Genomic DNA, 14,986 nt, shown 5'->3' on the forward strand with positions numbered 1-14,986 from the left:
TTATTTTTGCTAATTCGTACCACCATAAATTACTGTAACATTAGGATGGTTTAATAATTGGCTTGCTGGGAATTCTTCTGTAATATGACCACTTTTCAATTTCTCAATCGCCGCGAGCTTTTTTTCACCAAAGGCAATGAGAACGATTTCCTTTGCTTTCATTATGGAGTGGATGCCCATTGTAATGGCATGTGTTGGTACTTCAGATGGATCATCAAAATAAATAGCATTTTCTGTTCTTGTTGACTCTGTTAGCTCCATAATATTCGTCTTGGCATCAAACGATGCGCCTGGTTCATTAAAAGCAATATGTCCATTTACACCGATACCTAGAAGCTGTAAATCAATGCCTCCTGCTTCTTCAATGCGCTTATCATATGCAGCACATTCTTCAGTTAAATTGGCTGCCTGTCCATTTGGCAAATGGACATTTTTCGGCTGTATATCCACAAAATTAAATAAATTCTCATGCATAAATGTAAAGTAGCTTGCTGGACTTGATTGCTCAATGCCAACATACTCATCCAAGTTAAAAGTTTGTACTTCCTTAAAAGATAAATGGCCAGCTTGGTGTCGTGCCACTAATTCTTTATACATGCCTACAGGTGATCCACCAGTTGCTAAACCTAAAACACTATCAGGTTTCTCTTGTATTTGTTTTGAGAAAATAGTAGCTGCCACTTCACTCATTTCCTCATATGTATTCACTTCTATCCATTTCATTCTTTATACGATACCTACCTTACCATTAATATTATTAACTAATATGTAAAATATTTCACTTTATAGTAGCTAATATATTAATCTTACTAGTTATTTAGCTATTTTTCTATCATTTCCTACTTCAGTTTATGCGTGTAATCTAAGACTATTTCGGTTATGTTATTAATAAGGAAGTGAGGCGATTTTATGAATTTACAAATTCAGCACTATTTAAAGTATATTCAATTTCAAGGAACGTTAGAGCCATCTATTCAACTACTTGGACAACTACAAACTAAACATCTATTAACCATTCCCTATGAAAATTTAGATGTTGCCTTGAATCGTGGTATCTCCTTCGCTATTCCTGATATATTTAAGAAAATAATTATTGATAAACGTGGTGGCAATTGTTTTGAATTAAATATCTTATTCAGCTGGCTTCTACGAGAGCTTGGCTTTTCTGTCACCAATCGTTATGCCCAGTTTTGGCGCAACGTAGCGGAAAATACCCCTCCAGAGGAAATTCCTATGCATCAATTATTACTAGTTAATATGAGTGGACAATACTATATCTCGGATGTAGGTGTCGGTGCATTAGCACCCTGTAAACCAGTGCCACTGATTGCTGGCTATCTACACCGTGAAGGTAAAGAGTTATATAAAATAGATTATGATGAAGCGAATGGTTGGATGCTGTTGGAACAAGCTAAACATAGTTGGCGTTTGCTTTATAGTTTTCACGACGATGCCAATGATGCAAAATTTGCACCACGACTTTCCAAGCAAAAAAATAAAATTGCTATGATTCGAACCATTGGTGGCCGTCATACCATGATGAACAACGAATTTAGAATTTATGAAGGACAATCCTTAACTACCTATACAACAAACACTGAGAAGGAATGGCTGCAAGCTCTACAGCGTTTTTTTCATATCTCTGTACAACAATAAGGAAAGCAAGTCCATCGGTGGCTTGCTTTCCTTTCACATTATTTCATTGTCCTATTGAGCAATTCAAACACAACTATGTCATTGTGTAGCTCTTTAACTAAACCTATATCATCTACAAAGTAATAAGTTTTCACTACATCACTAAATTCTGACCTTTTCTCGACTATAACCACACCCGTATATTGCACATCACCAGCTTGTACCGTACCATCAGTAGATTTTACAGTTACTCGTTCCCCTGCAGAAACCCCTGGATCATCTTCATGTAAAACAACACCTATTCTAAGTGGAAGTTCTATATATAAATCATAATGTGTGTTAGCTTCACTAGAAATTGCTTGTCCGTATGCACGATCATGACCATATAAAAGCTCATCAGAGATAGTTTGTCCTGTACTTACATTTTTGACTGTCCATACATCATTTTTACCGTCGTGTTGCTGATATTGATAGTTTAAAGTATAACGCTTATTGTCACTTAAAGAATAATAGGCATACGTATATTCAAATGCGGGGTCCCTTAGCAAGTTAGGTTTAGAAAGAGTCATTGCTCTCGCTAAAAACGCTGAGAAATGGGCGCGTGTAACAGGGTCATTAGGTTTAAACGAACCATTCTCATAGCCCCTTACTAAATGATTATGGGCCAGTGTTAAAATTTCTTTATAACCTGGTGTCTGCTTACTCACATCTGTAAAATAATAAGGATCTGAACCTTTTAATTGAAAGGCCCTATTTAGCACAATCGCCATTTCCCCCCTAGTAAGCGGTGCATCTGGATGAAATTTATGGGCAGTATCAAATATACCTTTATTTTGCACAGCCGCAATTTCTTTATAAAATTTATGAGTGGTTGTTACATCTTGATAGTTTGGATTTTGCACATGGATCGTGTTTAATCCTAAAGCACGTGTTAGCATTACAGCTACTTGTGCTTTCGTAATAAAATCATTCGGCTTGAACAAGTTATTCGAATACCCTTTCGCAATATCCTGTTCTACTAAATAATGAATTTCCGTCGTTAATGTATCATCCGTTAGATCGATAAAGCTGGCTGCCTGCACTTCCTTCGGTAATATACCAATCGTTATCAGGATCAAACATACTAGCTTCAATATGTTCTTCACATTATCCCTCCTCCTTCGATTCTATACCCATAAAGACGTACCCATATGCTTAAAATGAAAAAAGCCTCTATTAAAAGAGACTTTATTCGTTATTTTTATATTGAATTAATCCAATTCCTATTCCAGTCGGATCGACCAAATAAGCTAGATAGAAATCATCAAACGCCATTTTGTCACGCAAAATAGTAGCACCATTGTGTTTTGCCTGTGCAATGACTTCGTCAATTGCATCCACTTCAATTTGAATTCTTGTACCATGCGGAAAATCGCTTGGTCCTTTACCAATGCCACCATTAATTCCAGCTTTGTCTTCATTCCCAGTCATAACTGCCCAATAATCCCACTTTGGAGCTGCCACCTCCCAGCCAAACACTTTACTATAAAAAGCTGCCGCTTTCTCCGGTTCCTGACTATTTAATTCAAAGCCAATCACTTTTCCCATACATATACCCCCTCATTTTTAGCATAACAAATAATTCAACAATTAATTGGAATTCCCTTCCTGCAACTTTAGAAATTTGACAATATTCCAAATAAAAAATTTATGTATTTAATTAGTTAGAAAATTATGTATAATTAAATTAGAACGATTGTTCAAATCATTAAAGGAGTACAACATTGAGTAAAAGACGCTATGACAGTGACAAGGCAAAGATTGAGATTATCAAACATGCCATCCAATTATTTTCTCAACATGGCTATAATCAGACATCTGTTGGTGATATTTCGAAAGCCTCTGGTTATAGTAAAGGACATATTTATTATCATTTCGAAAATAAAGAAAAGTTATTTGTGCTTTTGGCGCAGCAATCGATGAAAAATTGGCATGACAAATGGTTGCAACAAGAATCTTCATACACCACATCAACAGATAAATTGTATGGTATGGCCATGCATGTCCTCTATGAGTATCAAACACCCTTACTAAAGTCAGGTCAGGAACTGGCATCTAATCCTAAATCAAGTCCTGATTCTATACAACAGTTATTCAATTTAGCTATTACGCCAATGAATGCTTATCGAGCAATTCTTCAAGAGGGCATCGACCAAAACGAATTTGTTCATGGCAATGTAGATACATGGACCGTCTTACTTGGCACATGGCTAGGTGGATTATGTCAGCTGACCAATACTCATAACTTGAAATCATTAGAACCACTCTTTCAACAGGCAATAACGATTTTCTTAAAAGAAATTAAAAAAGGTGGGGTTTAAATGAAAGTAGGTTTAATAGGTGATAGCTTAACAGAAGGTCGTCCAGGCGTTTCATTTTATGATCTCTTGAAACATCAATATCCCCATATTTCATTCGATAATCTTGGAAATCCAGGCGAGACGATTAAAAGTTTATTTACTCGCTTGGAAAAAATGCCGCTCCAATCTTCCTATGATCTCCTTATTCTTTGGATAGGCGTCAATGACGTCTATTCAAAATTATTAAAGGTGCAAGCACAGCCTGTGGCGAAGGATCACATTGAATTCGAAGAATACTGCCTTAAGGTATTAGAGAAAGCACATGACGCTTCCAAAAATGTTGTATTAGTATCTCCAGCATTAGTAGGAGAAGATCTTCAAAATCCCTCTAACAAAGAAATAACACAATTAACGTCTGTTATGGAGTCTATTTCAATGAAATCTGGCAATGTTTATTTTGTAAATATGCAAAATCTCTTTAAAGAGCATTTAGAACATTTGGAGTGCTCAGGCTTTATTAATACGAATGTAATAAGAGTCCTACTGGATGTTTTATTTTACAAAAGTCCTTTACGTATCGATAAATTATCTCAAAAAAGAGGGCTACATGTAACTTTAGATGGTGTTCATTTGAATAGTAAAGGTGCTGATTTAGTGGCACAGCAATATAGCTCTATCATTGAACTTTATAAAGTCGAAGGAGACAAAATCGGGAGGTCCTAAAGATGAGAAAGATTGCTGTTGTTACTGGCGGTGTTTCAGGGATAGGAAAGGCTATTTGCCAAGAATTAATTGCTCGACATATATTTGTCATTATTGCTGATATTCAAGATCATGAGGGTCGTGTGTTAGAAGCAGAGTTAAATAAGGATATCGCCCATGTAAAATTTGTACATTTAAATGTAACCGATTACAAAAATGTAGCTTCTGTCATTCACGATGTATTTAAAGAATTTCACCGTATAGATTATCTGTTTAATAATGCTGGTATCGCTATGTATGGGGAGATGGGTGAAATGACTATTGAGGATTGGAAGGAAATTATGGCCATTAATTTATGGGGTGTCATTTATGGGACTCAAATAGGCTACCCACTTATGAAAAAACAAGGTTTTGGTCATATCGTCAATACCTCCTCTGCTGCAGGGTTAGGACCTTCTCCTTTTTCTACTGCATACGCTACTACCAAACATGCTGTTATAGGACTAACAACCTCTCTACACTATGAGGCTGAGGAATTCGGGATTAAGGTGAGTACTTTATGTCCAACGTTTGTGGATACACCAATTTTCGATAATGCAAAGGCGATTCATATGGATAAATCCATTATCACCAAACAATTAAAGCAGCAAAAAATGATCTCACCTCAGCGAATTGCAAAAATGGCTATAGAGGGTGTTCATCAAAATAAGCCTATCATTTGTCCAATGCCAATGCGCAAAACACTGGATGTTGTTTTTACTATTTTTCCTTTTTTACACAAAGCGTTAATGAGAATCGTTTGTAAAGTGAGTAGTAATGCACGTTTAACCTAATGTTTCACAAGGCTCCCTTCTAATGGGAGCCTTGCTTATTTTATAATACGACACCATCGCTCATTTTAATAATACGATCTGTATATGCCAACATTTCTTCGTCATGCGTCACTAATAATGTTGTTATATTTAAAGTTTTTGTTAATGTTCTTAATAACAACATAATCTCTTTAGAGCGCTGTGAATCTAAACTAGCCGTTGGTTCATCAGCAAACAATACTTTCGGTTGATGAATAATAGCACGTGCAATTGCTACACGTTGCTTCTCTCCCCCTGACAAGGAGGAAGGATAGGCAGTTTTACGGTGTTCCATTCCAACTAACTCCAATAGCCGATTGACTTCATATTTCTGTTCATTCTTTTTTAATGGAGATTCAGCTACATCTAGCATTAATAGCAATTGTTCCTCCACTGTCAAAAATGGAACAAGGTGAGCAAATTGAAAAACAAAACCGAATTTACTTGCACGTAATTTTCGTACCTGGTCGGTTTTCATCGTCGTAAGATTCTGCTCTTCAAATAACACTTGCCCATCTGTTGCGGGTTGTAGTCCTGCAGCGATCGTTAATAATGTACTTTTCCCAGAGCCAGAAGCACCTACCAATGCTGTAATCTCTCCTTCATTTAAAGAAAGATTGATGCCCTTTAAGATCTCTTCCTCGACTTCACCATTCTTAAACGTTTTTCGTACTTCATCAATTGTAAATAACGTCATGATTAAGCCTCCCCTTGCTGTATTGCTTGTAACGGTTCAATTTTTTTAATTTGCATTCCTGACAAGGTCGCACCAATAAAGCCTATGAGGAGGAATACAACTGATAACTGTGTTGTAGTGCCTATTGTTAAAGTGAATGGCATCCCCTTAGGAGCAACTATATTAAATAGCTGGCTAAGACTGACAGATACCACAAGTGAAAAGATTGTAATAATAGCCATCTGTGTCCAGATCATTTTAAATAGCTTACTTGTTTTTAATCCAATTGCTTTTAAAATGCCATACAAGCCAATTTTTTGCACATTCATCATATAGAAGAAAATAGCAAACAACATCCCACTAATGACAACTAAGAACCATATAATCATATTTAAAGATAATTGTTCCGCATTATAACTAGGGATAGTATTGAGAAACTCTTTATTGCTATATGCTTGCAATCCCTTAATATCATTTGGCTCACTATTTGGTACAAAAATTAATTGTTTATCAGCTACCCGATACATCTCCTGATAAGCCTCTTCACTAATATAAGCAACGGGAGCATGGCTATATTTTTTTTGCTCTACAAAACCTTTTACAATGAACTTTCCACTGTATTGATTATTCGTTAATATATCTCCAACTTGTATTCCTTTATCTTGTAGTGAGCTATCCAAAAGCACCTCGTCTTGATGCACATTGCTAAAAAGTGTAGATTCCGTTGATGTCACAAAGGCTACACTTTGTTGTTTATCATCCTGATCATTTAAAAAGCCCATCTGGATCGAAAAAGCTACTGCCTCTTTTTCTTTACTTATGACTTTCTGTTGCAGGTCGCTATCGATTCTTGAAAGATTAAACGTGCCATCCGCATCCTCAGCCATATAAAATTGACCCTTCGGTAAATCCTTAATTAAAGCTGCATTATCCTGTGACAGACCATTTGCTAAACCCGAGATAATAAACGTTAAAAAACTAACTAGGAAGATAATGGAGCCCAAGATTAAAAACCGTACTTTATTCTTCTTCATTTCTTTCCAGGCAAGATTCATCACTAACCCCTCCATTTCTTTGATTACTCCTAGCTTAAAATTGTTAAATGAACAGTGCATGAACTAATCGTTAAAATGTAGTGATTATATAAAAAGCCACTCTATAAAGGCATTTTTATCCCATAGAGTGGCATCTTTTTTGAATCTTATTTATCTTTACTTACTAAAATCCCTCGCCTTGAATGAATTGATATTTTTGATTTCTAATCAAGGTCTTAATATTTTATACGAACTGTGAATTTCAATTGTAGTATGAATATAGGATCTAAAAAAACTCTTAAAGAATTTCAATACCTTTTCATCTTCATTTCTTACATCAAAACAAGCATACGGTATATTTAGTTGAATTTGATTTTTAATAACCTCGCCCAGTAAAGGTCTTAAAATATAATGATTTCTTCTATCTTCTTTAATAAAGAGGGAAGTAATAAATAAATGTTCATTATTCACATTTGTACTTAATATCCACCCGATGATTTCCTCTTTGTAGTAAACCCAAAAACTCGTTTGTGGACTAGCTTCACCAAATTGAAAATCCTCTAAGGGTGATAAATGCTTAGGATACCAATCAACATTGCGTAACGACTCCAGTTCCGCTTCATGAATTTGATTCAACGCTTTAACAGAGATGTCTTCTGGAAATGTGTTTTTTTCGATCCATTTTTCTTTGCTCATATCTTTCACATTAATCATAAAGTGAGTTTTGTCTAAAATTGGTGGAGTCCACGATTGCTTTCTTAATGTGTATTTTACATTCGGACTAGTTTCAGGAAAAACATTTGTATATAAAACATTTGCGCCTTTTGCTTTTAGTTCTTTTTCGGCAAACTTTAGTAGTTTTTCTTCTATGTTTTTATTTTTAAACTTATCTCTAACATTTACTGAGTAGACGACGCCCATTCTATCTAACTCTTTGTATTCCGCCAATATTGCTCCGAGAACTTCACTATTTTTATCAACTGAAACGCCTAAGACAAACGAGTCATTGTTTAGGTCATTAAATAAAAAGTCACCTTTAATATTTTTAAAATGCAGTAATACTTCATTAACTTGGGTTTCATTTATTCTTTGGATTAGCATGATTTTTACCTTCTTAATGAAAATAGTCTATTTTATTTGAGGTTTAGTAAAAAAGGGAATGGATCACCTCGATAAGTGATCCATTCCAACTAAGGATTTACTTAAGGTCCCTCATTTCCAGTACCTTTAACACTTTTTATATAAGACGCTGGCTTTTCTGCGGTGGCTTTTATACGAATATGAATATATTGCGAAGTATTAGCTGGAATCTCAATATAAGTAACACCAGTTTTAGCTGTAGCAGTTGACCATTCTGCTGCATTATCTGCTGCAGTGTCGTTGTTATCAACAAAGTATTCATATGTCATCCCAGAAGTTAAGCCGGTTAATTTTGTATAACCTGCTGCGTTAGATGGTATTGGAGTCGCATTTGGAGCAGCAGCAGGCTTTATATCGCTTAATTCAATTTGTAAATTCTGTACATCATTTGCTGGTTGCCCTCCTGCTGAAGCTATACGAATATGAACAAATTGACCCGCATTTATCGAAATATTATCAATTTCTGTTGTTCCTGATAGGGGTATTAATGTTGCGCCTGCCCAGTCTGTGCTAATAGATGTCGTAGCATTACTATCTATTATATATTCATACGTAACACCATCTGTTAATCCTGTCAGTTTCATTGTTCCTGCATTCGTTCCTTGTGCTTTCATTGCATTAGGTGCAGTAATTGGATTTACAATTGTTAATGGTATATTCGTTATATTTATTGTTTTTGCATCAGAATAGACTGTTTCATTCACAAATTCTTTTTGAGGCTTCGCTTTATTCAAAGCAGCGTCTTTTAAAGAAATATCGTTACCATTTGCACTCATCGTGATGGTTGTATTTTGTTCAATTTTTGATACGGTTGTTGCACCTAACGTGACAGTTACGGTATTTCCTAAAAGTTCAAAGGTATCATCATTAGCAAAAGCAAACGTAGAATTTGTTTGATTACTTAAAGTAAAATCATTCGCTAAATCAATTAGATTAGCCAAACCAAGATTTACATCCTCTGAGAAGATAATCGTTAACTGATCCCCTACATCTACACCGTTAGAATCCTTATCTATGAACCCTGAACTAATAATAACTGGTGCAGCCTGATCAACTGCTGTCACATGAATCCCAGCTATATTCACTCCATTGATATCTATGATAGATTCATTTGGATTTTGAATAACCTCTGGTGTGAAGTGAGTACCAACCATTGGTTCCACTCTAATTGTAATATATTTGTTTTCACCTTGTGTATATAATGGATTAGGATTACCATTGCTAAGCAGTGGCGTTCTTCCATTTTTGTCTGTTACTTTTATAGATTCTACAGTAAAGCCAGGGACTGTAAAAGAATCCTTAGTTACTGTCGTTGGATCAATATTTGCTGAAAATTTTAGGCGAATGGTTTCCATTTTTCCATCTTGTGAGCTGACCCCATCTTTACCATCTATCGTAACCGTTTCTAGCAATGGGTTATTTACTATTGTATTAGCAACTACTTGTCCAATCTTTTTCGCGATTTTACCTGCTGACGTTCTTTCTACTACAACAACTACCTTACCAGCAGCTGCTGAAATTTTACCATCAGGCGGAAGTGTTTCCCAAGAAGATACATCAGCATTTAATGATGGCTTTCCAGCGTCTGCTGCATTCGCATCATCAAAAACTTTAAAAGCAAACTCATTACCTAAATCTACAGGTTCACCAACTGTAATATTTATTTTATCGTTACTGAATGGATCATCCACTGCCGTAACAGCTAATGGGCTTAAAGATCCGATGCTAACTCGTGTTCTTAAACTCTCTGCATATTGAGTACCATTGTCTGTTACTTTTATAATCGCTACATCAATTTCAGACATCCCATTAGCAAAACCAGAGGAAATCGCAATTGATTTTTCACCATTTCCGTCAGGAAGTATACCCCATTCTAATTGATTGCCTGAAACATCGTATACAGAAATCATATAATCACCTATTGGGGAAGGTAGTTTAACTGTCACTTTGTCTGCCCCAGTAGCATTGTCAGTAACAGTAATATCACTAACTGCTGGTGCATTCGGGAAAGTCGTTGGTACTCCTTTTTCGACTCTTGTGCTTTCAGTTTTTCCGTTTTCTGTAACTGTTACATAGACTTTATTAAGTCCTAGAGGAAATCCTCCTAGAATCTCTACTATACTAAGTGCAGTTGACGTTGTTACTGAAAAGCTTCCAAGGATATTTCCATTTGTACTTGCATCATACACTTTAATTAATGAGCCTACTGGTAATGAAGGTAAAGCAATCATATCCTTGCCTGCTGTCGCGTAATTAACCAATTGTATGTGTGAAGGAGCTTGTGATTGATTTGAACTTTGAACATATACCGTCATTGATAAACTTGCTGGTATGTTCCCACTTGCTGCATACCGTACTTCATAGTTTCCTGCACCTAAGCCAATAATTTCTGTTGCTAATAAAGGTACATTCGTCCAACTTGTGTCTGTAACTAGTTTATATTGATATTTCTTACTTGCATTTAAACCTGTAATCTTACCATCATTTCCTACTAAAGTTGGAGACACCCCTTGTAAACCCTTTGGTGCTGATGGTGCTACGGGAACTGTTGTATCAATAGACCCGCTACCTGAGTTATCAGATGACGTATCGGATAAATCTGGGTTTTTTGTTCCAGCAATTCGTTCGACATTGCCTTTTACAGAATTATAATTTTGAATTATATCAGCAGGTTTTGAACCTGTTGGAATAACAAGGTTGCCAATTTTGGTTTCTGTTCCTATTGTAACTTTTGTTTCTCTATTAAGTGTTTCAAGATTACTTACTCGACCGATTGTTTGCAGATTTACATTTGCACTTGTCATAAGAGATAGATTAACAATGTCACTTTTACCAGATAATTTAACCTCACCTGTAGTTGTTACTTGTAAAGCAGTTACATTTGAGTTAATGACAACGTCAGTAGCTCCCTGGACAATCAATACTTTAGGAAGCACCACTGAACTTCCAGCAGTTAATATTGCATTGCTATTAACAACAATTTCTCCTACTGTAGATGCTCCAGATGTTTTCGATAGGAAAATAACATCAGCATTTTTATCGACACCCACATCACCCAATTGAAATTCACTGAAAACTACTCTTCCTCTTACTTTAGTTTCATTCGCAGCTATAGGTAAGTTATTCATAGATGCAACCTTTGCTCCAAAAGATTTATATGCATTAGTTTGATTTGCTAGTTGCAAAGTATCATCAATCGTCGTTTTACCTTCCACTTTCAAGAATTCAGAGTAGAAAGAATTCTCAACGCCTTTACCCACATGTAAATCGCCTTTAATGGTGATATTCTTCATTGTGATGTAATCGCTATTTACAATGACAGTAGAATCGATAGTTGCACCTTTTCCATCAAACACAGCATGATTTACATAGGGGTTATTAGTATCAGTACTTGGTGTACCTTTTGCAGTTAATTCAATAGATTGTATTTGTTCAATTTTATTCTCTTTTATAGTTAGTTTTAAGTTGGCACCTTTTAATGTCGCTAGATTACTCGGATTAACCCATTTCTTTTGATCATCTGAAAGTGTGTATGTACCTTCAGAAGTCACCAGTGTCTCATCTGTAATATTGGAGATCGTCTCATTCACATGAACAGGAACAGGTGTTATTTTGTTTTCACTACGGTAAATGAACGCTGCTAGTTGTCCACGAGTCACACTTTTATTAGGCGAAAATGTTGTTGAGGTTGTTCCGGATGTGATTTCATTTTCAATCAATATCCCAACATAATTATTAAACCGATCATCTTGACTCACATCTGTAAAGTTTATTTTTTGTTGAGAATTTTCTGATTTTAAATCATAGGCTAATGAGATAATTTTTGCCATCTGTGCACGAGTCACAGGATCATTCGGTCTGTATTCACCTTCAGATCCCACAATAATTCCTTTATCGGCTAATGCAGCAATATATTTATAGAAACTATGCTTTTCAGAGACATCTTTAAATCCTGGGTTCTTAATATTAGTTGTATCTAAATCTAATGCAAGTGCAATGATTTTTGCAGCATGGGCGCGAGTTAAAGGTTCGTTTGGACGGAAAGTACCATCTTCATAGCCACTTATAATATTACGTGCATGTAAACTATTTACTGCTTCATAAAAGTATGCATTTGACTGTACATCTTTGAATTTAGTTGCAGCTGCGTTAGCATTTGGTATCACGGTCACTAAACTACTTACCACAACAGATGCTGTAACTGTAGATGCTATTATCTTGTTAAAATTTTTATTCTTTTTTTTCATAATCTCACATTCTTTCCCTCATTATTGATGGTGACTTATTTACTAATAAATAGTAATTTGCGATATATCTTTTTGTATATTTTTTTAAATTGGAATATCTCCCTTTCTTATTATAATTCCACAATGGTTTTTGGGTAGTTATTACCAAATATTTTAGATATATCCTTTTTTACTTTCCATTTTAGAGAAATTAGTCTACCTATCATACAAATGTGGTAAAAATATTTTATAATAAATAGTAAAATTAATATATATAAATTTTCAATTAATAGAACAAAAATTTTAGTTCAACTTCATGCATGACCCATACGTTGTGATTAATGTTTTCATGTTTCATCGATACAAAACATATCTTAATGCCACTTGTTTCTAAGTTAAGGAAGAAACTAAACTCTGTCTTGTCATTTTCTGCTTTTAAGAGGCAAGTACACATTAATTTATCAGTTAACGTTACCATAATGAACGTAGATTATATTAAATAACTTTAGTTTGCTAATACAGCGCAAAATATAGCTGCTGTAAAGGCAAAAATATGACCCATTCAGTCCCCCGCTCCTTTATCTATGTTTATATACTTTCTATAATTTTTTACAACAAAAAAAGAACCCCTGATATATCAAGGATTCTTCGTTGTAATTGATACCGGTGGTCGGGGTCGAACCGACACTCCAAAGGAACACGATTTTGAGTCGTGCGCGTCTGCCAATTCCGCCACACCGGCATAATGGAGATAAAAAAAATCGGATAAACCGATTAACAGTTAAAATATGGAGGCGGCAACCGGATTTGAACCGGTGATAAGGGTGTTGCAGACCCGTGCCTTACCACTTGGCTATGCCGCCGTCATACATGGAGCGGAAGACGAGGTTCGAACTCGCGACCCCCACCTTGGCAAGGTGGTGTTCTACCACTGAACTACTTCCGCAAAAATGGCTGGGGTACTAGGATTCGAACCTAGGCATGACGGAATCAAAATCCGTTGCCTTACCGCTTGGCTATACCCCAACAATGGGGCGACTGATGGGAATCGAACCCACGAATGCCGGAACCACAATCCGGTGCGTTAACCACTTCGCCACAATCGCCATTGTATTATGATGTTTATTAATTTTATATTAGATGGGGCGACTGATGGGAATCGAACCCACGAATGCCGGAACCACAATCCGGTGCGTTAACCACTTCGCCACAATCGCCATAAAATTAATTGGCAGGGGCAGTAGGAATCGAACCCACACCAAAGGTTTTGGAGACCTCTATTCTACCGTTGAACTATGCCCCTAAAATAATAAAACTGGTGGAGGGGGACGGATTCGAACCGCCGAACCCTAAGGAGCGGATTTACAGTCCGCCGCGTTTAGCCACTTCGCTACCCCTCCGGGAAAATCTGGTGCCGGCTATAGGAATCGAACCCACGACCTACTGATTACAAGTCAGTTGCTCTACCTGCTGAGCTAAACCGGCAAAAAAACAAGATGGGTCAGGACGGAATCGAACCGCCGACACTTAGAGCTTCAATCTAATGCTCTACCAACTGAGCTACTGACCCATATTTTAAAATAAATGGCGGTCCCGACCGGGATCGAACCGGCGATCTCCTGCGTGACAGGCAGGCATGTTAACCGCTACACCACGGGACCATTTGGTTGCGGGGGCTGGATTTGAACCAACGACCTTCGGGTTATGAGCCCGACGAGCTACCACTGCTCCACCCCGCGATAATACTATAATGTTGTAAAAATAATGGTGGAGGATGACGGGCTCGAACCGCCGACCCTCTGCTTGTAAGGCAGATGCTCTCCCAGCTGAGCTAATCCTCCATCTGGGTATTGAATTGGTGACCCCTACGGGATTCGAACCCGTGTTACCGCCGTGAAAGGGCGGTGTCTTAACCACTTGACCAAGGGGCCATCGTTTGGAACACATCAAAGTGCTGGCGGAGAGTAAGGGATTTGAACCCTTGAGACAGTGTTAACCGCCTACACGATTTCCAATCGTGCTCCTTCGGCCACTCGGACAACTCTCCAAGAATGGCTCCGAAGGCAGGACTCGAACCTGCGACAACCTGATTAACAGTCAGGTGCTACTACCAACTGAGCTACTTCGGAATAATTTTAGTATATAGCCTAGCGACGTCCTACTCTCACAGGGGGAAGCCCCCAACTACCATCGGCGCTAAAGAGCTTAACTTCCGTGTTCGGTATGGGAACGGGTGTGACCTCTTTGCCATCATCACTAGACTATTTGAAAGACAATACTTATTATAACATATCTTAGTAAAAATGCAAGCTTTTTTTAAAACTTACTTGTTCTTTCAAAACTGGATAAACGGTGCATTGAATGCTGTCTCTTATACACATCT

General features: G+C 36.9%; 11 protein-coding genes, 16 tRNA genes and 1 rRNA gene. 4 read left to right on the top strand and 24 right to left on the bottom strand.

The genetic code is table 11. From position 1 onward, the window contains the following. Positions 1-9: 9 nt before the first annotated feature. Positions 10-723, bottom strand: a complete 714-nt coding sequence (gene nagB, locus BFM98_RS20485) for a glucosamine-6-phosphate deaminase (RefSeq protein WP_066038292.1) — start codon at positions 721-723, stop codon at positions 10-12. Between the two features lie 186 nt (positions 724-909). Between nagB and BFM98_RS20490 the strand changes: the two genes are divergently transcribed. Further along, positions 910-1,656 carry an arylamine N-acetyltransferase family protein gene (locus BFM98_RS20490; RefSeq protein WP_066038293.1) on the top strand — a complete coding sequence of 249 codons (747 nt, stop codon included), beginning with the start codon at positions 910-912 and terminating at the stop codon, positions 1,654-1,656. Positions 1,657-1,694: 38 nt separating this feature from the next. Here BFM98_RS20490 and BFM98_RS20495 read toward each other — a convergent pair whose 3' ends face one another. Both BFM98_RS20495 and BFM98_RS20500 read right to left on the bottom strand, forming a co-directional pair. Further along, entirely contained in the window at positions 1,695-2,780 is a 1,086-nt protein-coding gene (locus BFM98_RS20495; RefSeq protein ID WP_066038294.1) for an S-layer homology domain-containing protein, read from the bottom strand. A gap of 82 nt (positions 2,781-2,862) precedes the next feature. After that, positions 2,863-3,222, bottom strand: a complete 360-nt coding sequence (locus tag BFM98_RS20500; protein ID WP_066038295.1) for a VOC family protein — start codon at positions 3,220-3,222, stop codon at positions 2,863-2,865. A 176-nt stretch (positions 3,223-3,398) separates the two neighbouring features. On the opposite strand from BFM98_RS20500, the gene BFM98_RS20505 reads away from it, so the two are divergent. From BFM98_RS20505 to BFM98_RS20515, 3 genes are read left to right on the top strand one after another with little or no spacing between them, the layout of a single operon-like run. Further along, positions 3,399-3,995 (top strand): TetR/AcrR family transcriptional regulator, encoded by a 597-nt coding sequence (locus BFM98_RS20505; protein ID WP_066038296.1) that lies wholly within the window; start codon positions 3,399-3,401, stop codon positions 3,993-3,995. After that, a complete protein-coding gene (locus BFM98_RS20510; protein WP_066038297.1) occupies positions 3,996-4,697 on the top strand; it encodes an SGNH/GDSL hydrolase family protein in 702 nt (233 codons plus the stop codon). Positions 4,698-4,699: 2 nt separating this feature from the next. Continuing rightward, positions 4,700-5,509, top strand: a complete 810-nt coding sequence (locus tag BFM98_RS20515) for an SDR family NAD(P)-dependent oxidoreductase (protein ID WP_066038298.1) — start codon at positions 4,700-4,702, stop codon at positions 5,507-5,509. A 40-nt stretch (positions 5,510-5,549) separates the two neighbouring features. Here BFM98_RS20515 and BFM98_RS20520 read toward each other — a convergent pair whose 3' ends face one another. The 21 genes from BFM98_RS20520 to rrf form a co-directional block, all read right to left on the bottom strand. Next, complete coding sequence (locus BFM98_RS20520) at positions 5,550-6,224, bottom strand: ABC transporter ATP-binding protein (protein WP_048391842.1); 675 nt, start codon at positions 6,222-6,224, stop codon at positions 5,550-5,552. A 2-nt stretch (positions 6,225-6,226) separates the two neighbouring features. Further along, a complete protein-coding gene (locus BFM98_RS20525; RefSeq protein WP_048391852.1) occupies positions 6,227-7,258 on the bottom strand; it encodes an ABC transporter permease in 1,032 nt (343 codons plus the stop codon). Between the two features lie 207 nt (positions 7,259-7,465). Beyond that, the gene (locus BFM98_RS20530; protein WP_066038299.1) at positions 7,466-8,338 is read right to left on the bottom strand and encodes a GNAT family N-acetyltransferase; all 873 of its coding nucleotides are present in this window, start codon (positions 8,336-8,338) and stop codon (positions 7,466-7,468) included. Between the two features lie 101 nt (positions 8,339-8,439). Next, on the bottom strand, positions 8,440-12,624 hold the full coding sequence (locus BFM98_RS20535; RefSeq protein WP_066038300.1) for an S-layer homology domain-containing protein: 4,185 nt from the start codon (positions 12,622-12,624) through the stop codon (positions 8,440-8,442). 640 nt (positions 12,625-13,264) lie between these two features. Then, positions 13,265-13,345, bottom strand: a tRNA-Leu gene (locus BFM98_RS20540). 47 nt (positions 13,346-13,392) lie between these two features. Beyond that, positions 13,393-13,466 (bottom strand) — tRNA-Cys (locus BFM98_RS20545). Between the two features lie 8 nt (positions 13,467-13,474). After that, positions 13,475-13,549 (bottom strand) — tRNA-Gly (locus BFM98_RS20550). Between the two features lie 5 nt (positions 13,550-13,554). Continuing rightward, positions 13,555-13,629, bottom strand: a tRNA-Gln gene (locus BFM98_RS20555). A gap of 4 nt (positions 13,630-13,633) precedes the next feature. Next, positions 13,634-13,709 (bottom strand) — tRNA-His (locus BFM98_RS20560). Positions 13,710-13,744: 35 nt separating this feature from the next. Next, positions 13,745-13,820, bottom strand: a tRNA-His gene (locus BFM98_RS20565). Between the two features lie 12 nt (positions 13,821-13,832). After that, positions 13,833-13,906 (bottom strand) — tRNA-Trp (locus BFM98_RS20570). Positions 13,907-13,919: 13 nt separating this feature from the next. Continuing rightward, positions 13,920-14,003 (bottom strand) — tRNA-Tyr (locus BFM98_RS20575). 9 nt (positions 14,004-14,012) lie between these two features. Further along, positions 14,013-14,088, bottom strand: a tRNA-Thr gene (locus tag BFM98_RS20580). A gap of 12 nt (positions 14,089-14,100) precedes the next feature. After that, positions 14,101-14,173: transfer RNA gene (locus BFM98_RS20585), tRNA-Phe, on the bottom strand. A 15-nt stretch (positions 14,174-14,188) separates the two neighbouring features. After that, positions 14,189-14,264 (bottom strand) — tRNA-Asp (locus BFM98_RS20590). 3 nt (positions 14,265-14,267) lie between these two features. Further along, positions 14,268-14,342, bottom strand: a tRNA-Met gene (locus BFM98_RS20595). 26 nt (positions 14,343-14,368) lie between these two features. Continuing rightward, positions 14,369-14,444 (bottom strand) — tRNA-Val (locus BFM98_RS20600). Positions 14,445-14,459: 15 nt separating this feature from the next. Next, positions 14,460-14,534, bottom strand: a tRNA-Glu gene (locus tag BFM98_RS20605). 24 nt (positions 14,535-14,558) lie between these two features. Next, positions 14,559-14,650: transfer RNA gene (locus BFM98_RS20610), tRNA-Ser, on the bottom strand. A 5-nt stretch (positions 14,651-14,655) separates the two neighbouring features. Then, a tRNA-Asn gene (locus tag BFM98_RS20615) sits at positions 14,656-14,732 on the bottom strand. Between the two features lie 16 nt (positions 14,733-14,748). Continuing rightward, positions 14,749-14,864: ribosomal RNA gene (rrf, locus tag BFM98_RS20620) — 5S ribosomal RNA — on the bottom strand. Between the last annotated feature and the right edge of the window lie 122 nt (positions 14,865-14,986).

This window comes from Lysinibacillus sp. AR18-8 (assembly GCF_001705465.1).
In the GTDB taxonomy this organism is placed as follows: Bacteria; Bacillota; Bacilli; order Bacillales_A; family Planococcaceae; genus Lysinibacillus; species Lysinibacillus capsici.